The organism is Agrobacterium sp. Ap1 (genome assembly GCF_017313375.1).
In the GTDB taxonomy this organism is placed as follows: Bacteria; Pseudomonadota; Alphaproteobacteria; order Rhizobiales; family Rhizobiaceae; genus Neorhizobium; species Neorhizobium cellulosilyticum.
Genome location: NZ_JAFLMY010000007.1, coordinates 210,584 through 229,449, shown reverse-complemented (window position 1 = coordinate 229,449; position 18,866 = coordinate 210,584). Strand labels below are relative to the sequence as shown.

Here is an 18,866-nt window from a genome sequence, read left to right as displayed (position 1 = left end):
CCATGTTCTCGTCCAACATCTTTCAGCTCGGCCTCAAGGAATTGCGCGGCCTCGCCCGCGATCCGATGCTGCTTCTGCTGATCGTCTACGCCTTCAGCCTGCAGATCTATACCGGCTCGAGCGCCATGCCCGAGACGCTCAACAATGCGGCCGTCGCCATCGTCGACGAGGACCAGTCGCCGCTTTCAGGCCGCATCAGCACGGCCTTCATGCCTCCCTATTTCGTCCCCCCGAAACAGATCTCGATTGCCGAGATGGACAGCCGCATGGATGCCGGCCTCGACACATTCGCGCTCAACATCCCGCCGGATTTCCAGCGCGATGTCCTGGCAAACCAGCAGCCTGTCATCCAGCTCAATGTCGATGCGACGCGCATGAGCCAGGCCTTCAGCGGCAGCGGCTATATCCAGACGATCGTTTCAAACGAGGTCAGCGAATTCCTCAACCGCTACCGAGGCGCAAGCAGCGTCCCGGTCGACCTGACGCTTAGGGCCCGCTTCAACCCGTCGCTCGACAAGTCATGGTTCGGCTCGATCACAAATATCATCACCTCGATCACCATGCTGTCGATCGTGCTCACCGGTGCCGCCCTCATTCGCGAACGCGAGCACGGCACAATCGAGCACCTATTGGTCATGCCGGTGACGCCGACGGAAATCATGATCAGCAAGATCTGGTCGATGGGCCTTGTCGTGCTGCTGGCGTCCAGCTTCGCCCTGTTCGTCATCGTCAAGGGACTGCTGGCGATCCCGATCGAAGGCTCGCCCGCCGTCTTCCTGCTCGGCACGGCGCTCTTCCTGTTCGCCACTACCTCGATGGGCATATTTCTGGCGACGGTCGCAGGCTCCATGCCGCAATTCGGCCTGTTGCTGATCCTCGTGCTATTGCCGCTTCAGGTATTGTCGGGCGCTATGACACCGCGCGAAAGCATGCCGGATATCATCCAGTACATCATGCTTCTCGCCCCCAACACGCATTTCGTCATCCTCGCCCAGGCAGTGCTGTTCCGCGGCGCACAGCTCGACGTCGTCTGGCCGCAGCTTCTGGCGCTGCTGGTCATCGGCTCCGTGCTGTTCTGGCTGGCGCTACGCCGTTTCAGACGTTTCCTCAGATAGTCATTCCGCAGCGATTGCCGGACGGTGGTCGTCATTGCTCTCGGTCCGATCCTCGTCCTTCCGCCGGCCAAGGCGGCTGAGGAACCGGCCGAAACGGTCCATCTCGACGAAGATCACCGGCGTGATGAACAGCGTCAACGCTTGGCTGACGATCAAACCGCCGACCACCGCGACGCCGAGCGGCTGGCGAAGCTCCGAAGACGCGCCGCCGCCGATCGCGATTGGCAGGGCACCGAGCAGCGCACAGAAGGTCGTCATCATGATCGGCCGGAAACGCCGAACGCTCGCCTCGTGGATCGCGGCCGCGGCACTCTCCCCCTTCTCGCGCATCGTCTCCACCGCCACGTCGATCATCATGATGGCGTTTTTTTTGACAATGCCGATCAGCATCAGAAGCCCGATCAATGCGATGATCGAGAGATCGAAACCGAACAATTTCAGCGCCAGAAGTGCACCAAACGCCGCCGCCGGCAGGCCTGAAAGAATGGTCAGCGGGTGGATGAAGCTTTCATAGAGCACCCCGAGCACGACATAGATGGTGAGAACCGCGGCCAGGATCAAAAGCGGCGTGTTGCCTTGGCTCTGCTGGAAAATCTGCGCCGTGCCGCCGTATGAAGTGAACACGTCGGCCGGCATATCCATCGATGCCTTGATCTGGTCGATCGCGGCCGTCGCATCGCTGAGCGAGACATTTTCCGGCAAGTTGAACGAAATCGTCGTGGAGACGAGCTGGCCGGTCTGGCTGATCGTCACCGGCGCGGTCTTGCGCTCCACATGGGCGAAGTTCGACAATGGCACCAGCGTGCCGTTGGAAGACATGACCCGCACCTGCTGCAGCAACTGGTCGTTCCACTGGCGGCTGGTGTCGAACTCGACGATCACCTCGTAACTGTCGCCCGTCGACTGGATTTCCGCCGCATTATACCCCCCGAAGGCCATCTGCAGCGATTTGCGCAACGTATCGTCGGTAATGCCGAAACGCGCAGCCTTTTCCGTATCGACCCTGATATCGGCCTCGATCGCGTTGTTCTGCGCATCCGACGTCACGTCGGTGAAATGCTGCCGGTCCTTGCGCATCGCATCCTGCAGCTTGCCAGACCATTCATTCGTGTCGTCCACCTTCAATGCCTGGACGACGAGCTGATATTGGCTGGCCGTGCTGCGCCCGCCGAAACGCAGGCTCTGCTGCGGCGTGATGAAAGCTCTTATACCGGCGATCTTGCCCGTCGCCTGCCGCAGTTCCTGCAGCGTCTGCTGCAATGGCGGCCTTGCGTCGCGGTCTTTCAGCTCGACAAAGATCGTGCCGTTATTGAGCGGGCTTCGGCTGTTGCCGCCGACCGTGGAGGTCACATGGTTGACCGCCGGGTTGGCGCGGATCGCAGCCACGACCTGAGCCTGCAGATCACGCATCGCCGTATAGGAAATGTCTTCGCGCGCACGCGTCGAAACCGAAAGCCTGCCGATATCCTCGGTCGGGAAGAAACTGCTCGGCAGCGTCTTGAACAGATAGATCGAGCCACCGACAGAAGCCAGGAAGACCAGCATGATCACCGTCCGGTTCCTGAGACACCAGCCAACCGAGCGATCATAACCGCGCAGCGTCTTCTCGAAACCGCGATCGAATATCCTGACGATCAGGCTCGGCCGGTGATGCCGATCCGACATCCGCGATCCGAGCATCGGCGTCACGGTTAGCGACACGATAGCCGAAGCGATGATCGCAAGGGCAACCACCATGCCGAATTCGTTGAACAGCCGGCCAACCACCCCGCCCATCAGCAGGATCGGGATGAATACGGCAATCAGCGAGATAGACATCGAGACGATCGTGTAGCTGACTTCCGCGGCCCCCTGCAGCGCCGCCTGCCGCACCGGCATGCCGTCCTCGATATGCCGCATGATGTTCTCGAGCATCACGATCGCGTCGTCGACCACAAGGCCGACGGAAAGCGTCAGCCCCAGAAGCGAGATATTGTCGATACTGTAGCCGAGCAGGTACATGGCCCCAAACGTGGTGACCAGCGATAGCGGCACCGCAAGCGCAGGCACGATCGTCGCCGAAACACGCCCGAGGAACAGATAGATCACCAGCACGACCAGCGCGATCGTCAGCCCTAGCGTGAACTGCACGTCGGAGATCGATTCACGGATCGATACCGAGGAGTCGTTCATCACGTTGAGCGTCACAGAAGCCGGAAGTTCGGCCGTCAGCGCCGGAAGCTTGGCTCTCACCGCATCGACGACGGCAACCGTATTCGCATCCGGCTGGCGCTGTACGGCAAGCACGATGACCGATTGGCCGTCATACCAGCTGCCCGCGTCGAGGTTTTCGACACTGTCTTCCACCCGTGCGATATCACCGAGATGGATCGGCGCACCGTTGGGCGAGGCGATCACCAGCGAGCGGAACTCTTGCGCATTGGTGCGCTGGGTGTCGGCATTGATCGTCAGCTTCTGGCTGCCGTTCTGCAGCGAGCCGACCGGCGCCTGGCTGTTGGCGGCCTCGATCGCGTTTGTCACGCTTTGCACACCGAGCCCGCGCGCCTGCAGCTTGTCCGGGTCAACCTCGACGCGAACGGCATAGGTCTTCGCCCCGAAGATCGACACTTCGGCAACGCCGGGCAGTGTCGAAAGCGTCGGCGAGATGACGTTCTCGGCAATCTCGTCCACCTTGCTCGGCGGCAGGCTGTCGCTTTTGACGGTCAGAAGCAGCACCGGCGCATCCGCCGGGTTGGTCTTGCGATAGCTCGGCGCCGTCGTCATGTTGTCCGGCAATTGCCGGCTTGCCTGCGAGATCGCCGCCTGCACGTCGGCGGCGGCGGCATCGATATTGCGGCTCAGATCGAATTGCAGCACGATAGACGAACTGCCGAGCGAGTTGGTCGCGCTGATTTCGCTGATGCCCGGAATGGTCTCGAATTTCTTGATCAGCGGCGTGGAAACCGCCGTCGCCATCGTCTGGGGCGAAGCGCCGCTCAGCGACGAGGAGACGTTGATCGTCGGGAAATCCACCTGCGGCAGCGCCGCGACCGGCAGCATCCGGTATCCGGCAAGCCCGGCCAATATGGCCCCGATGGCAAGAAGCGTGGTGGCGACGGGACGCCTGATGCAGAATTCGGAGATCAATTGCTTGCCCCCGGTTCAATCATGCTATTGACCAAGGCAGTTTCCCGGCCGGCGTTCGAAAAATCCTCATGAACCGTCGCCCCATCGGCAAGCTGCGACTGCCCTTCCACGACAACGTGAGCACCGTCCTCTATCCCCTTGGTGATTGCCGTATCGCTTCCGTTGGAGCGGGAAACCGTCACCAGCGTCTTGTGGGCCTTCCTGTCATCCCCGATCGTGTAGATGAAGGGAGTATCGGCACCCGGATTGACCGCAACTGTCGGCACCACGATATTCTCTTCACCGCCGTTGAAATGTACCGTCACGTTGACAGACTGGCCAGGCCATAGCTCTCCACCCGGATTATCGAACTGCGCCTTTGCCAGAATGGTACCCGAGGCTGTGTCCACCGTGTTGTCGAAAAAGCTGAGCTTGCCGGAAACGACCTCATCCGACGAAGACTGAGGCAGCGCATCGACGGTAATTTCACCACCCGAAAATCCCCGGCGCAATTCACCGAGATACCCTTCCGGCAGATGGAAGCTGACATAGATCGGGTCATATTTCTCGATCGTCACCACGGTGGATCCTACCCCGAGATAGGCACCGACACTGACCGCGATATCGCCGAGACGTCCTTCGAAAGGCGCGCGGATTTCGGTGTGCTCTAAATTGACCTGATCGGCTGCGATCGTTGCCTTGTCGCTTTGGACCGTTGCGGCGCTGGTATCGCGCGTGGCCTGCGCCTCGTCGACCGATTGCTGCGTACCGGCACTGCGATCGACGAGTGTTTTCGCCCGGGCAAGCGCGGTCTCGGCCCCCCTCAGCGTTGCCTCATCCCGCGCCAGCAGTGCCTTGTCCTTGTCGAGTGCCGCCACAAGGTTGCGATCATCCAGCTTGGCGATCAGGTCGCCGGCCTTGACGACATCGCCGTCATGCGCGGTGATCGACAGCACCGTTCCGGCTTCTTGGGCGGCGATCGTGGTGTTTTCATCGGCAACCGCTGCCCCCGTGGCAGTGACATCGAGCGGCAAAGTCATCTTCACGGCAGCAACGGTCTTGACTGCCGGGGGCTGGCCATTGCCTCGCCCACGCTGCCCGTTCCGGTCACCATCCTGCAATTGCTCGTTTGCTGCCGTCTTATCCGCCGAAGCTTGCGGATCAAGCTGATCGAGAAAGGGAAGCTGCGCTCGAAAATGCCATCCGGCAGCTGCCGCTACGGCAAAACAAGCCACGATCCAGATCTTCTTCATGCCGGTAGTTCTCCATCAGGGCCTTGCCTCTGTGGAGGAGGATATTGCGCTCAAAACGGCGAAAAGCCAGCGAACACAGCGCCCTGCGGATTAAATCTTGGTAAGGATGCGCGGGATCTCATGAAGCAAAAACGTAACATTCGATCAGTAAAGATCGCCAAGCTCTTCATGGATTGCCGAAATAATCTCGGCGCGTTGCTGGGCCGAACGCCCGGCATGCGCCGCATAGGTCAGCGCCAGCAGCCTCACTGTGCTCAGAATAGTCGTATGCGAGGGGCCGAGCGCAAAACTCGCCACATGGCAAGGCAATACAACATTCGAATATCGCTGCGCTTCCAGCATCGAATTTCGGTCAGTAATGGTGATGATATTGAGACGGCTCGTCGCAGCATGGCTGAGGATCGGTTTCAGGATCGGCTGGTGCGGTGGCAAGGTCACCAGAAGCAGTACGTCCTTCGGCCCGGTCATCGCAAGATCTTCCGCCCAGGATCCTTGGTTGATGCCGAGGATCATCACGCTGTGCCTGAGACGCGAAAAGACCAGCCGCGCATAGCGCGCCACGCCCTCTTCCACACCAAGCCCGAGAACCCACACTTTTGGCGCAGCACCGATCAGTTCGGCGGCCTGCCGCACCTTGTCGGAACGCATTTCCTCGAATGTCTTGGTGAGATTTTTCAACTCGAGTTCCAGATGCGCGCCGATCGTCCGCCCGAGCGCCACCTGTTCCGACTGCGTCACGGAATAGCCGTAAGGCTCCGTGCGGTTGCGCTCTTCACGCGCTTGAAGCTTTACCTCGTTAAAATCCGCATAGCCGAGATGCTGGAAGAAACGCGCGGCGGTTGCCTTCGATACTCCGGCCATCTCTGCGATCTCGGTTGCCGAATGGGTCAGGATATCGTCCTGCCGGTCGAGGATCAGCTGGGCAAGCTTCTGCTCGCCGGCTGTCAGCCGCTGGTAGCGTTCCTGAATGCGCAAGACGAGACGCGAGGCCATGATTTCTCCGGTTTGCCGCTCTGCATAAAAAGATTAGCACCCCTCTTGCAACAATGAAACTATTGTTTCACAATTATGAAACATTGAAACAGAGGCCATGATGGCACAACCACGCGTCATCCGTCAGAGAATATGGGACAACCTTAAGGCTGTCGCACGCCCTGACACGCGCTTCCATCTGAGCTTCAGCGAGTTCATCCCCGATTTCGAAGGCGTCGAGCAGGCGACCGATCGGCTGACGGCCCTGCCGGCCTTCGCCCACTCCAAACTCGCCTTCGTCACACCCGACAATTCCATGACCGAGTTGCGCCGCCGGCTGATCCTCGAGGGCAAGGCCTTCGTCATGTCGACCTACAACATGCAGCGCGGTTTTCTCTACATGGCCCCCGGCATTGTTCCGCCGGAAGCCGCCCCATTTGCGGCATGGCTGGATGGAATGGAGTATTTTGCCCGCCCCATCAGCCTTGAGGAACTGACCGGGATCGGCCGGTTCGACCTGCTTGCCACCGGCGCATCGGCTGTGACCAAGGACGGCATTCGTTTCGGCAAGGGCCACACCTATTTTGATCTCGAATGGGGCATGTTCACCGATCTGGGCCTCGTAGACGAAAAGACGCCGGTCGCGGCAATCGTCCATGACGTGCAGGTGGTCGATGAACAGCTGAGCCCCAGCGAAACCGACATCCAGGTGGATTTCATCGCCACCCCAAGCCGCCTTGCAACGGTCGAGCGCCACAACCGGCGCCCCCGCGGTATCAAATGGGAGCAGCTGACGCGCGACGAGATCGCCGATACGCCGCCGCTGAAAGAGCTTGCCCGCATGCGCGGCATCGCCTGACCCAGAGTTTCAAGACTTCACCCCGACAATAAGGAACAGCCCAATGCATCTTTCCCTCAACCGTCGCCATTTCATGGGCCTGATGGGCGCCGCCGCGACCATGCCGATGATGGGCCGCATGGCTTCCGCCGCCACCCCGTTCAACTTCCAGGCCTCGTGGATCAACGATGCCGAATTCGCTGGTTATTTCCTCGCCGCCGACAAGGGCTATTACAAGGAAGCAGGCCTTGAGCTGGAATATCTTTCCGGCGGCCCGGACGTCATTCCGGAAAGCTCGATCATCGCCGGTAAGGCCGACCTGACGCTGACCACGCCGGACACAACGATCAAGGCGATCGTCGAACAGGGCGCACCGTTCAAGATCATCGGTGCCCAGTACCAGAAGAACCCGATCGGCATCGTGTCTCTGGCCAAGAACCCGATCAAGGAGCCGAAGGACCTGATCGGCAGGACGCTCGCCGTTCCGCCGGTCAACGTCATCTCGGTCGAAGCCATGCTGAAGATTTCCGGCGTCGACAAAAGCCAGGTCAACATCGTGCCTTACGCCTACGACCCGACCCCGCTGATCAAGGGCGAGATCGACGCATCCGTCGATTTCACCACCAACGTCCCCTTCACCATCAAGCAGGCCGGCGAGGACGCCACTTCCTTCCTGCTCTATGACTTCGGCTTCACCATCTTCAACGACACTGTCGTCGTCACCGAAGAAGTCCTCAAGGCCAAGCGCAAGGAAATCGTTGCCTTCCTCAAGGCCAGCCGCAAGGGCTGGGAAGAAAACCTCAAGGATCCGGCAGCCTTCCCGAAGACTTTCGCCGACACTTGGTTCAAGGGCACCGGCCGCTCGATCGAGAACGAAGTCTATTTCAACACCGCGCAGAAGCCGCTGATCGAAAATGCCAAGGGCATCTTCTCGATGAGCGAGGAGGCGATCGCCGCCAGTATCGAGGCACTTGCCGCCGTCGGCATCACCGCCAAGCGCGAACACTTCGACACCACCGTTCTCGAAGAAGTTTGATGACCTCTTCGACCGGCATTACGCTTGAAACCGTCTCGCGCTCCTTTCAGGGGCGCGGGACTGTCGTTCAGGCGCTCGACAACGTTTCTCTCGATTGCCCCGCAGGCTCGTTCACGGCGCTGATCGGCCCGTCCGGATGCGGAAAATCCACCATGCTGCGCCTCGCACTCGGCCTCGACGAGCCGACCGCGGGCAAGATCGGCATTGCCGGTATGAAACCGCAACAGGCGGCAAAAGCCGGCCTCACCGGCGTTGCCTTCCAGGACGCGGCCCTGATGCCCTGGCGCAGTGTCGAGGACAATATCGCCCTGCCTCTCGACGTGCTCGGCCGCAAGCGCTCCGATTTTGCCGAAAAGATCGCCGGCCTGATCGACCTCGTCGGCCTCAAGGGTTTCGAGAAGTCGCTGCCCGGCGAACTGTCCGGTGGCATGCGCCAGCGCGTGGCGATTGCCCGTGCCCTCGTCACCGATCCGAAAGTCCTGTTCCTCGACGAACCTTTTGGCGCGCTCGATCAAATTCTTCGCCGCCAGATGAATATCGAGCTGCAGCGCATCTGGATGGAAAACCGCGCCACGACCCTGCTCGTCACCCACGGCATAGACGAGGCCGTTTTCCTCGCCGACCGTGTCGTGGTTATGCAGAGCCGCCCCGGCCGCATCGGCAAGATCGTCGATATCCCGCTTGCCCGCCCGCGCCTGCCGGAAGTGTTTACGACGCCGGAATTTCACGCCCTCGAAGATCAGGTCGCGGAGGCGCTGGATGGCCACTGAGACGGCGCTTGGCGCAAATCCTAGAACAGCTGGGGGAACTCCCAATGGAACGCCCTTTGGGGTCGCCAAAGGCGAAGCCGGTTTCCGCCACTGGACCGCGCTTCGCAACGCAGCGATCCTGCTTGTCCTCTGGGAAGTCCTCGGCCGTTTCAAGCTCGTCGCAGGCGGTGCGCTGCCTGCCCCGACCGAAGTACTTATCCGTTTCTGGCAGGATCGTGGCGACTATCCCCTACATATCCTCGCCACCTTCCAAGGCGCCTCGCTCGGGTTCCTGATAGGCAATGGCCTTGCCATCCTCGCCGGCATTCTCTTCGCCGTCTCACCGGTCGCCGCACGCCTCGGCCGCGGCCTCAACGTCGCGATCTTCGCCCTGCCGCCGATCGCCATCTCCCCGATCCTGGTCCTCACCTTTTCCGGCATGACCCCGCGCGTCGTGCTCGCAGCACTCGGCTGCTATTTCGTCACCATGAGCGCCACCGTCACCGGCATCAGCCAGACCGACCGGCGCATGCTCGACGTCGTTCGTGCCTATGGTGGCACACGTCTCGCCCTGCTTCGCCTCGTCGAAATCCGCGCCGCCCTGCCCGCCATCCTCGCCGGCCTGCGTATTGCGGCACCCGCTGCCGTGCTTGGCTCGATCCTGGCGGAATTCGGCGGCGGCGGCCGTTTCGGCCTCGGCGCCTATCTGATCGGCTCGCTCGGCCGCGCCGATCCCGCCCGTCTCTGGGGCATTGGCCTTGCCGCCACCGCCATGGCGCTGATCGCTTACGGCATTTTTGCGCTCATCGAGACGCGCCTCACCCGCTCCACCTGCGCCGTCACCGTAGCCGCCACACCGCCAAGCATCCGCTCCGAGGGCAACTGGCTTTCCACAATCGCCATCACGCTGGCCTCAATCGCACTCCCTTTAATCGTCTGGTGGCTGCTCCTCAAAATCCTTGGCACGCCGGCGATGATCGCCAAAACCCCGGCCGGCGTCTTCGACTATCTCTTCCTCGACCCATCGGCGACCTCGGCGCAGACCCGCCTTCTCGCAGCACTCGGCCAGACGCTGCCGATGACGCTGATCGGCATGGCCGCCGGCCTCGCCTTCGCCTTCGCGCTTGCCCTCGCTTCGGTCGTGCGCCCCGGCATCGTCCGCTCGTTCATGCCGGTGGCGCTCGTCACCCAGACCATGCCCCTCGTCGCCCTGACGCCGCTGCTCGTTCTGCTTCTCGGTCGTGGCCCCTCGGTCATCCTCTGGATCACCATCTCCGTCACCTTCTTCCCCGCCTTCGTCACGCTGGCGCAGGGCCTCGGCATGGTGTCGCGCGGCGCGCTCGATGTGGTGCGCGCCTATGGCGCAAGCCCTTTCACCCAGCTGCGTCTCGTCTCGATCCCGGCATCCCTGCCCTATCTCTTTGCCGCCATGCGGCTTGCCGTGCCGCGCGCGCTTTTGGGCGTGATGATCGCAGAATGGCTCGCCACCGGCACCGGGCTTGGTAATCTTCTGAACCAGTCGCGAGGCTATCTCGACTACGGCATGATCTGGACGGTCGCAGTGGTCTCGGTCCTCATCTCGGTTCTCTTCTATCAAATCGTCATCGTCATCGAACGGCATGTGCTGCGCAAACGCGGCATGCAGCCGGCCGCCTAAAGTTTTAAAGGAGCACCCCCATGTCCCCTCAGACGTCCAATTACGCTGAAATCGCCGATCACAAGTCTTCCGTGCGCGAACGCGTCTGGACCGAATTGCGCAAGGTCGCCGTCGCTGACAGCCGTTTTCATTTCGATTTCGGCGAGTTCATCGCCGATTTCGAAGGCGGTGAGGCGGCCGTCGAGCGCCTACTCGACAACCCCTATTACCGTGACGCCCGCCTGATCTTCATCACGCCCGACAACTGCCTCGACCGCCTGCGCCTGCAGGCGCTGAAGGACGGCAAGCTGGTGCTGATGACCACCTATTCGATCAAGCGCGGCTTCTGGCTGCTCGATCCGAAGAAGATCGCCCCTGAAATCTACCTCTACGCCTCAACCCTCGACGGCATGGAACGTGTCGGCGAGCACATGACGCTTGCCGATATCCAGACCAAGCTGCCGAATGTCGACTACATGGTCACCGGCACCGGCGCGATCAATCTGGAAGGCGTGCGTTTCGGCAAGGGCCACGGTTTCTTCGATGCCGAATGGGGCATGCTCTATCAGCTTGGCAAAATCTCCGTCGAAACCCCCTGCGCCGCCGTCGTCCACGACTGCCAGGTCCTGTCGGAAAAGCTCAACCCCGATGTCTACGACACCGTCGTCGACGTAATCTTCACGCCCACCCGCTCGATCAACGTCTCGGGCCCGCACAAGCCGACCTGCGGCATCATCTGGGACCGCCTCGACCAGCACATGTTCGACACCATCCCGCCGCTGCAGGAACTGAAAGCCATGGGCCTCTGATCCCTTATCTTCTGACTACCGGCAACATTACCGGTAGTCGCTCTCCAAATCATAAACTTGACTCAATAAGTACATTTTTCATTTCCCCCATGGATTGCATCGCCAAACAGGGGTAAAGCACCGCAAAACTGCGGTGCAGTGACAGTGCCGCCGCGCCTACCCCCATTTGCGAGCACACCCATGGTCTCTCTCCGCCATATTCTCTCGGCAGCAATCCTCATCGCATCCTCCCTCACCACCTCTGCCAGCATGGCGCAGGACGACAAGCCGCTGCGCATCGCGCTTGCCACCAGCATCTCCAATCAGGCGGCAGAAGTGGCCGTCGAGGAGGCGAAGGCCCAAGGCCTCAAGATCGAACTGACCGAGTTCAACGACTGGAACACGCCGAACATGGCCGTCGCTGATCGCGAGATGGATGCCAACCTCTTCCAGCACATTCCCTATCTCGAATTCACCAACCAGGCCGGCGGCCGTAATCTCGTCCCGGTGGCGCCTGCCTATGCCACCCCGTTCGGCCTCTATTCGAAGAAATACAAGTCGTTGGAAGAGCTGCCCGACAACGCCCAGATCGCCTTCTCCGGCGACGCCGTCAACACCGGCCGCTCGCTGCTTCTCCTCCAGCAGGCAAAGCTGGTCGAGCTGAAACCCGGCACCGGCCATCGCGCCACACTCGAAGATGTCGTCAAATGGGTGAAGCCGCTGCGCATCGTCCAGCTCGACGGTCCGCAGATCGCCCGCGCGCTCGACGATGTCGATGCCGCCGCCACCTATCCGACCTTCGCAAAACTCGCAGGCCTCGATCCGGCCTCCGGCCTGATCTTCGAAAACGACCCAATCTACGCCTTCCAGTTCGTCACCCGGCCGGACATGCGCGACGATCCGCGCCTGCGCAAATTCATTGACATCTACCGCGGTTCTGACGCTGTAAAGGCAAAGCTTCGCTCGCTTTACGGAGACCTCGTCTCCTTCCCGTAAGTGGGCGCAAGACAGCAGGATAGTTTCAGGTGGGAAGCCATAAAGATGCACGGTGAATACAAGGTTCAGGGCGGAAAGCTCGTTGTCGTCGATCTCGAAATTGCCGACGGACGCCTCTCGCAGGTTCAGGTTTCGGGCGATTTCTTCCTCGAACCGGCAGAAGCGCTGGAAGACATCCGCGCCTCCCTCGAAGGCCTCTCAGCATCGGCCACGGTAGAGGACATTATCGCCGCCGTGCGCAGCGGCCTGCGCCCCGGCGCGGAAATGATCGGCTTCAGCCCGGAAGCCGTCGCGATCGCCATCCGCCGCGCGCTCGGCGTCACCGGCACATGGCGCGATTACGAATGGCAGATCATCGAGACGCCCGCGCTCACCCCCACCATGCATCTCGCGATGGACGAGGTTCTGGCCAAGGAAGTCGCTTCCGGCCGGCGCGGCCCGTGCCTGCGTTTCTGGGAATGGGAACGCCCGGCCATCATTCTCGGCGGTTTCCAGTCTCTGCGCAACGAGGTGGACATGGAAGCCACGGCGGAACTCGGCATCGAAACCGTCCGCCGTGTCACCGGCGGCGGCGCGATGCTGGTCGAGCCCGGCAACAGCGTCACCTATTCGCTCTACGCACCGGCAGAGCTGGTGCGCGACATGAGCTTTGCCGATTCCTACGCCTTCCTCGACGACTGGGTGCTGAAAGCGCTGCAGTCGCTCGGCATCGACGCCTTCTACAAGCCGCTCAACGACATCTCCAGCTCCAAGGGCAAGATCGGCGGCGCGGCGCAGAAGCGCTTTTCCTCCGGCGCCGTCCTCCATCACGTCACCATGGCCTATGACATGGATGCCGAAAAAATGGTCAAGGTCCTGCGCATCGGCCGCGAAAAGCTGAGCGACAAGGGCACGACCAGTGCGGTGAAGCGCGTCGATCCGCTGCGCAGCCAGACCGGCCTGCCGCGCGAGGAAATCATCTGCCGGATGAAGGAGACCTTCGTTTCGCTGAACGGCGGCACGCCGGGCACGATTTCGGAAGAAGAATACGCGGCAGCGGAAAAGCTCGCGGCCGAAAAATTTAGCCGTGAAGACTGGCTGCGCCACATCCCGTGATGCTATCCCGGCGCCGAGGCGCCGGGCATTCTCACCGCGTCACGGTGAAGACCGCAAGGTTTTCCGGCATCTCGACGCCCGTCATGATGGCATCGAGATGGGCTTGGATGGCATCTGCCGCGCGGTCGGGATCGTGGTCCCGTATGGCATTGAAGATGGCCGTATGTTCCTTGATCAGCCGCGCGATGCGGCCCGGCTTCGGCAGGCTGAGGTGGCAATAACGGTCCACCTTGATCTTCACCGACTTGATGATCTCCCAGATACCCGGATATCCGGCCGCCTCGGCAATCAGCGTATGAAACAGGTCGTCGGTCCTGCGGAACCCTTCGTAATCGGCTTCCGCCGCCTGCACCTTCTGCAATTCTAGATTGGCGCGCAGCGTAGCGATCTGCGTCCTGTTGGCTTTCACAGCCGCCGCCCGCACCGTCACGTCCTCTAGCGCCTTTCTGACAACGATCGCCTCCGGCAGCGTATCGAGCGCGATACGCGCGACGAACGTTCCCGATTGCGGCAGGATCTCGATCAGCTTTTCGTTCGACAGCCGTAGGATCGCCTCGCGCACCGGCGTGCGGCTGACACCGAACTGCGCGGCGATCTCCTTCTCCAGAATGGGGTCGCCCGGATAACGGCGCAATGAGACGATATCGTTCCACAGGACCTGATAGATCAGCGCCGAGGTGCTGGCACTGCGCAGGTCCAGTTCGTCGCGGATGCTCGCCAGGTTTTTTTGCTGCTCCTGCGGGGGATTGGTATCCTCCATATAGACCTTCTCACCACTTGTTCTTGGTATTACGGGCCGCACTTGCGAATCCGCCCCTCTTTGCTGCCGAGCATGGCCCGGCAGCGATCGGCTTGTCAAAGGTGCGGTGCGCTCAGATCACAGCATGGTTTCGAGGATTTCCACAGGCCAGCCCGTGTCGAAGATCGTAATCCAGCGTCAGCGGATAGGAGAGCGGATGCAGCACGGTGTTGCCGATCATCGCCATCTGCGTTCCGCCGATCACGCTGCCGAGCGTCACCTGCTCGATCGCATCACGGTCCTTGTCGAGGCAGGCCGCCTCGATATTGCGGAAGATCAGCACGATCGCGCGAAACGCCATCGCCCGCGTCATGTCGTTGGCGCGGGTCGACCAGAACCCTTCAAGCGCCTGCGTCATCGCATCGAGCGAGGTGGACACCGCCACAGCCGTCGGCATGGTGAGCGTCAGCGCGGGATCGACGATTGCGTGATCCGGAAAGCACTCCGGATAGGCGATCTCCGGTTTGGCATTCTTTTCCTTGTCGGTAACAACGGCAAACGGCGTCACCTCGCTGCCGGTCCCCGCCGTCGTCGGCACGGCGATCAGCGGCAGGCCTCGGCCGGCGGGCTTCTTCACCCGGTAAAGATAATCGCGGATGGAGCCTTCATTCTTCTGCAGCAGCGCCACGCATTTGGCCGCATCCAGCACACTGCCGCCACCGATCGCAACGACCACATCCGCCCCGCTTTCGCGGCAGCGGGCGGCAGCCGTATCGACCGTCGAAATTTACGGGTTTTCCTCGATATCGGTGAAGATCGTCAGTTCGGCAGAGCCGACCAGCTCCTTCAATCCTGCTTCGCCGACGCGGTTGAGGAAACTGCGCCCAATCATCGCAAACACATGACGGCCGCCCAAATTCGAAATCATATCGGGTAGGGTCGACAGGCGATCCCAACCGAAATGAACCGCGGTCGGCAAGCTGAAATTCCAATTCGAACCCGTCATCTTCGTCACTCTAATATCTTTTACGTTCTTCAAAAACCAATAGGCCGCCGGCAATTCCGCGTCTTGGACAAGACAAAGGAGCGGAGTTGGAGAGGTGATCAGCCCCGCCCGTATCCGCTCCTCCGATCAAGCCATCAAAGCGCTTAGGGGTCGCCAGTGACAGCCTATTGAATTTTAATATATCACTTAGGACCCTCGATTGGAAGGCCATGCTTGGCCATCAGCTGCAGGTAGTCTTCCCGCGGCGGAACGAAGATGTCGATGCCGCGGAAACCGGTCGTCGTGCGGCCGCCATGCGGCACGTTGGACGGATGGACGCAGACATCGCCGGCCGTCATCAGGAAGGTTTCATCGCCGCAGGTATGCTCTTCCGTGCCTTCGAGAATGACCAGGATCTGCACGGCCTCATGGCTGTGCATCGGAAATACGCATCCGGGAGGGTTGGTGATGAAGCTGAGCAGGGCGGGGCCTGCAGCGACGAAGCGCGTGCTCGACTGTTCGGTCAGCGGCACCAGCGGAATATCCTCGATCGTGTAGCAGTATTTCGATTTGTGCAGGAAGGCGACCAGTGCCGCAGCACCGGCAAGCGCGCCGAGAACGTCGGTCAAGGGCACCGAGATCCAGGACGAGCTGACGAACTGCGTCACGGCATAGGCAAAACCGGCGACCAGCGCAGGCAGCCATGTCTGGCGAAGGCCCCTGCCGCCATCGACGATCCACACGAGGATCAGCGGAATGAACATCGCCAGGATCGGCGTCTGGCGACCGATGATCGCGCCCAGCTCGTCATAAGGCAGGCCGGATACGGCAGCCAATGTGGTGATTGGCACGCCGAGTGCCCCGAAGGCAACCGGCGCGGTATCGGCAACAAGCGCGCAGAGTGCGGCTTTCAGCGGATCCATGCCGATTGCCACCATCATCACGCCGGCAATCGCAATCGGCGTACCGGCACCGGCAAGCGCCTCAAGCAGGCCGCCGAAGCAGAATGCGATGATGATCGACTGTACACGCAGGTCGGTGCTGATCACCCCGAAACTGCGTCGCAGGATGTCGAAATATCCCGACTTCACCATCATGTTGTGGATCCAGATGGCGTTGATGATGATCAGGATGATCGGAAGAATACTGAATGCCGCACCATAAAGCGCGGAATTTGCGGCGACCGGAACCGGCATGCCGTAGATGATGATGGCAACACCCATCGTGACGATAAGTGAGCATAGACCGGAAAGCTGCGGCGACAGCCTGAACCCTCCGAGCATGACGAACATCGTCAGAAGCGGCAGGGCCGCAAAGAACGAACTCAGTCCGAGCGACTGAGCGACCGGATCATAAACCTGTTGAAACATTTTCGGCGCGTCTCCCCACGCTGCCCGCAAGCGCGGGCACAAACCCAAAGCCTTGCACCCGCCAAAAACGCCTCCCCTAAAAGCGGTCCAGGTCGATGAGAGAACTCATCTCATGCAAGATGTGTATACTTATATATCAGTTGGATTTGATCGAAAGTGCGCAAGCCGCCGCAGCAGTGAGGCAAGTTGACGCTGGGAGATGATTTGAGATCAGCACAGTCGATATCATTCAGACAGCACGGTAACCGCCTGGAATGTTCCCATATCGCGGGACTAGCGAAGGAATGAACGGCGTGTGACGCGGTTACTGGCTCAGATCGATTCTGCTGGTCACGACCGACTTGCCACTTGCCGGGTCGTTATCGATGGTCTGCAACCGCAGCCGGTTTTCGCCAAGTTTGGCGATTGTCATCGTCGCCTTACGGTCGCCGTTGATATTCCTCGCCCAGCGCACGGCCAGATTTATGGAATCGCCTTGCCGGGTTCCCGAAAGCGAAGAGGGTTGGCCCGAAGGCCCTGTGTAGGTTCCGCTATAACGCGTACCGGAGGCCTTCAGCGCTGCGGAGATGGATCGGCTGACGACAGCAAGCGCGCGACAGGAACCCTGCATCGCAAGATCGTCAGCGCCTGCAGAAAAATCTACATCACAGCTCACATTAACAGATTTTCCGCCGATCCGGGTCAGAATCGTTCCCTTGCCTGACCATTTTCCATCGATGGATTTCAAAAACTCTCCTTCGGCGGCCGTTGCCGAACCGGCCATTCCCATTGGAAGGACCAATGCTGCTGCCAGAATTGCGAGGAACTGCGCATGCATGACAACCTCCATCAAAAGATGCAGGCCTAACGCTCACTTTCAGTACAAGTTCCCGGTAGCCAGAATCCGCCAGAGCGTCAGCAGAATATCCACTGCGCAATTCTTTGCCTGGCAGCAGTCCGACTTCGACCCCGCCATGCTTTAGAGGCTACGGGAAATCACAGCATTTATTATCAGCAAATAAGCTGAGCATTAACCAAGCAAAAACCATGGCGTGCAAAATATAGACACATTGTCACATCTCCACTTTTCAGTTCAGGATCTGCAAGATGATACCGGCACAGGCAGAAAAGCAGCAGCATGCAGCAACGCCCCGTTCAATGCAGGTCATAACCGACGGCATCGGCAACGATCTCGAGCGTTTCAGCGCCGACAACACCCATGTCGTCAAGCAGATCAAGCTTCTGGCGATCAATGCGCTGATCGAAGCAGCGCGCGCCGGCGAGATGGGCAAGGGATTTGCCGTTGTCGCCAACGAGGTGCAGCGACTGGCGCAGATCGCCTCCGACATTGCCTCCAAATTCGAAAGCAATGTGCTCGGCCGCATTGGACTGACGCGCAGCATGGCCGATTCTCTGGTTCACGAGATGGAGGGCATAAGGCTCACGGATCTTGCGCAGACGCTCGTACAACTGATCGTCCGCAACCTCTTTGAACGCACTGCCGATGTCCGCTGGTGGGCGACTGATACGGCGCTCTGGCAGGCCCTCAGTGATCCGTCCGCCGAGCGCCGCGCATTCGCAGCGGAACGCCTGGGTGTCATCAACCGCTTTTACACCGTCTATCTCGATCTCGTCATGACCGACCTTTCCGGCAAGGTGATCGCCTCGGCCAACCCGAAATTCCAGCGAAAGCTGATTGGTACATCGCTGTCGGATGAACCGTGGTTCGCTGCCGCCCGCCGTTGTGCCTCGAGGGACGATTATGTCGTCGATGAGGTGAAGCGCTCCGGTCCGCATGACAACCGCACGGCCCTTGTCTATGCAACAGGCATCCGTGACGGGGGCAAAGTCGACGGTGAGCTTTTGGGTACACTCGGCGTCTATTTCGACTGGGAAAACCAGGGCCAGTCGATTGTCGAGAAGGAAGCAAACCTTCCGCCGCATGTGGCGGACAAGACCACCGTCCTTCTGCTGGACGGAAACAGCCGCGTCATCGCAACGACAAACCCCGCCCTGCTGTTCACGCATTTCGCACTCGTCAATCCGGGAGGCCAGGCATCCGGCAGCTATTACGACAATAACGGCTCGATCGTCGCCTATGCTCGAACTCTCGGTTACGAAGATTATGACGGTCTCGGCTGGTATGGAGTGGTCATTCAGCGGCTGGAAAACGAGGATGACATACGCATGGCGCTGAATATCCGGTAGCC

General features: G+C 60.5%; 17 protein-coding genes. 9 read left to right on the top strand and 8 right to left on the bottom strand.

The annotated features are described in order from the left end of the window. The first annotated feature begins 2 nt into the window (after positions 1-2). On the top strand, positions 3-1,115 hold the full coding sequence (locus JZX87_RS16315; RefSeq protein WP_183685702.1) for an ABC transporter permease: 1,113 nt from the start codon (positions 3-5) through the stop codon (positions 1,113-1,115). Here JZX87_RS16315 and JZX87_RS16310 read toward each other — a convergent pair whose 3' ends face one another. From JZX87_RS16310 to JZX87_RS16300, 3 genes are all read right to left on the bottom strand, one after another. Next, positions 1,116-4,241 (bottom strand): efflux RND transporter permease subunit, encoded by a 3,126-nt coding sequence (locus tag JZX87_RS16310; protein WP_206826785.1) that lies wholly within the window; start codon positions 4,239-4,241, stop codon positions 1,116-1,118. Beyond that, the gene (locus tag JZX87_RS16305; protein WP_206826783.1) at positions 4,238-5,473 is read right to left on the bottom strand and encodes an efflux RND transporter periplasmic adaptor subunit; all 1,236 of its coding nucleotides are present in this window, start codon (positions 5,471-5,473) and stop codon (positions 4,238-4,240) included. The genes JZX87_RS16310 and JZX87_RS16305 overlap by 4 nt, the downstream gene beginning before the upstream one ends. Before the next feature lie 144 nt (positions 5,474-5,617). Next, positions 5,618-6,466: a MurR/RpiR family transcriptional regulator gene (locus JZX87_RS16300; protein WP_148145115.1), complete on the bottom strand. Its 849-nt coding sequence runs from the start codon at positions 6,464-6,466 to the stop codon at positions 5,618-5,620. 100 nt (positions 6,467-6,566) lie between these two features. On the opposite strand from JZX87_RS16300, the gene JZX87_RS16295 reads away from it, so the two are divergent. From JZX87_RS16295 to lplAB, 7 genes are all read left to right on the top strand, one after another. Next, complete coding sequence (locus JZX87_RS16295; protein WP_206826781.1) at positions 6,567-7,304, top strand: 5-formyltetrahydrofolate cyclo-ligase; 738 nt, start codon at positions 6,567-6,569, stop codon at positions 7,302-7,304. Between the two features lie 43 nt (positions 7,305-7,347). Next, complete coding sequence (locus tag JZX87_RS16290; protein ID WP_206826779.1) at positions 7,348-8,319, top strand: ABC transporter substrate-binding protein; 972 nt, start codon at positions 7,348-7,350, stop codon at positions 8,317-8,319. Continuing rightward, on the top strand, positions 8,319-9,089 hold the full coding sequence (locus JZX87_RS16285; protein ID WP_206826777.1) for an ABC transporter ATP-binding protein: 771 nt from the start codon (positions 8,319-8,321) through the stop codon (positions 9,087-9,089). The genes JZX87_RS16290 and JZX87_RS16285 overlap by 1 nt, the downstream gene beginning before the upstream one ends. Further along, entirely contained in the window at positions 9,079-10,725 is a 1,647-nt protein-coding gene (locus tag JZX87_RS16280; protein WP_206826776.1) for an ABC transporter permease, read from the top strand. The genes JZX87_RS16285 and JZX87_RS16280 overlap by 11 nt, the downstream gene beginning before the upstream one ends. Positions 10,726-10,745: 20 nt before the next feature. After that, a complete protein-coding gene (locus JZX87_RS16275) occupies positions 10,746-11,513 on the top strand; it encodes a 5-formyltetrahydrofolate cyclo-ligase (RefSeq protein WP_148145119.1) in 768 nt (255 codons plus the stop codon). A 180-nt stretch (positions 11,514-11,693) separates the two neighbouring features. After that, positions 11,694-12,488 (top strand): MetQ/NlpA family ABC transporter substrate-binding protein, encoded by a 795-nt coding sequence (locus JZX87_RS16270; RefSeq protein WP_206826775.1) that lies wholly within the window; start codon positions 11,694-11,696, stop codon positions 12,486-12,488. 45 nt (positions 12,489-12,533) lie between these two features. Continuing rightward, complete coding sequence (gene lplAB, locus JZX87_RS16265) at positions 12,534-13,583, top strand: lipoate-protein ligase LplAB (protein WP_206826774.1); 1,050 nt, start codon at positions 12,534-12,536, stop codon at positions 13,581-13,583. A 31-nt stretch (positions 13,584-13,614) separates the two neighbouring features. Here the strand turns inward: lplAB and JZX87_RS16260 are convergent, their stop codons facing one another. The 5 genes from JZX87_RS16260 to JZX87_RS16240 form a co-directional block, all read right to left on the bottom strand. Beyond that, positions 13,615-14,343: a GntR family transcriptional regulator gene (locus JZX87_RS16260; protein ID WP_206826773.1), complete on the bottom strand. Its 729-nt coding sequence runs from the start codon at positions 14,341-14,343 to the stop codon at positions 13,615-13,617. Between the two features lie 112 nt (positions 14,344-14,455). Next, positions 14,456-15,109: an iron-containing alcohol dehydrogenase gene (locus JZX87_RS16255; RefSeq protein WP_206826851.1), complete on the bottom strand. Its 654-nt coding sequence runs from the start codon at positions 15,107-15,109 to the stop codon at positions 14,456-14,458. Continuing rightward, entirely contained in the window at positions 15,110-15,328 is a 219-nt protein-coding gene (locus JZX87_RS16250; RefSeq protein ID WP_206826772.1) for a hypothetical protein, read from the bottom strand. It abuts the gene before it with no gap. 182 nt (positions 15,329-15,510) lie between these two features. Further along, a complete protein-coding gene (locus JZX87_RS16245) occupies positions 15,511-16,677 on the bottom strand; it encodes an L-lactate permease (protein WP_206826771.1) in 1,167 nt (388 codons plus the stop codon). 304 nt (positions 16,678-16,981) lie between these two features. Continuing rightward, positions 16,982-17,494 carry a hypothetical protein gene (locus tag JZX87_RS16240; RefSeq protein ID WP_286194758.1) on the bottom strand — a complete coding sequence of 171 codons (513 nt, stop codon included), beginning with the start codon at positions 17,492-17,494 and terminating at the stop codon, positions 16,982-16,984. Positions 17,495-17,763: 269 nt separating this feature from the next. Here JZX87_RS16240 and JZX87_RS16235 point away from each other — a divergent pair, with 269 nt between their 5' ends. Continuing rightward, positions 17,764-18,864 carry a methyl-accepting chemotaxis protein gene (locus tag JZX87_RS16235; RefSeq protein ID WP_206826769.1) on the top strand — a complete coding sequence of 367 codons (1,101 nt, stop codon included), beginning with the start codon at positions 17,764-17,766 and terminating at the stop codon, positions 18,862-18,864. The last annotated feature ends 2 nt before the right edge of the window (positions 18,865-18,866 follow it).

Coding starts and splice junctions, on each gene's coding strand:
- JZX87_RS16315 (WP_183685702.1), top strand. CDS start 3: ATGTTCTCGTCCAACATCTTTCAGCTCGGCCTCAAGGAATTGCGCGGC.
- JZX87_RS16305 (WP_206826783.1), bottom strand. CDS start 5,473: ATGAAGAAGATCTGGATCGTGGCTTGTTTTGCCGTAGCGGCAGCTGCC.
- JZX87_RS16300 (WP_148145115.1), bottom strand. CDS start 6,466: ATGGCCTCGCGTCTCGTCTTGCGCATTCAGGAACGCTACCAGCGGCTG.
- JZX87_RS16295 (WP_206826781.1), top strand. CDS start 6,567: ATGGCACAACCACGCGTCATCCGTCAGAGAATATGGGACAACCTTAAG.
- JZX87_RS16290 (WP_206826779.1), top strand. CDS start 7,348: ATGCATCTTTCCCTCAACCGTCGCCATTTCATGGGCCTGATGGGCGCC.
- JZX87_RS16285 (WP_206826777.1), top strand. CDS start 8,319: ATGACCTCTTCGACCGGCATTACGCTTGAAACCGTCTCGCGCTCCTTT.
- JZX87_RS16280 (WP_206826776.1), top strand. CDS start 9,079: ATGGCCACTGAGACGGCGCTTGGCGCAAATCCTAGAACAGCTGGGGGA.
- JZX87_RS16275 (WP_148145119.1), top strand. CDS start 10,746: ATGTCCCCTCAGACGTCCAATTACGCTGAAATCGCCGATCACAAGTCT.
- JZX87_RS16270 (WP_206826775.1), top strand. CDS start 11,694: ATGGTCTCTCTCCGCCATATTCTCTCGGCAGCAATCCTCATCGCATCC.
- lplAB (WP_206826774.1), top strand. CDS start 12,534: ATGCACGGTGAATACAAGGTTCAGGGCGGAAAGCTCGTTGTCGTCGAT.
- JZX87_RS16260 (WP_206826773.1), bottom strand. CDS start 14,343: ATGGAGGATACCAATCCCCCGCAGGAGCAGCAAAAAAACCTGGCGAGC.
- JZX87_RS16250 (WP_206826772.1), bottom strand. CDS start 15,328: ATGACGGGTTCGAATTGGAATTTCAGCTTGCCGACCGCGGTTCATTTC.
- JZX87_RS16245 (WP_206826771.1), bottom strand. CDS start 16,677: ATGTTTCAACAGGTTTATGATCCGGTCGCTCAGTCGCTCGGACTGAGT.
- JZX87_RS16240 (WP_286194758.1), bottom strand. CDS start 17,494: ATGCATGCGCAGTTCCTCGCAATTCTGGCAGCAGCATTGGTCCTTCCA.
- JZX87_RS16235 (WP_206826769.1), top strand. CDS start 17,764: ATGATACCGGCACAGGCAGAAAAGCAGCAGCATGCAGCAACGCCCCGT.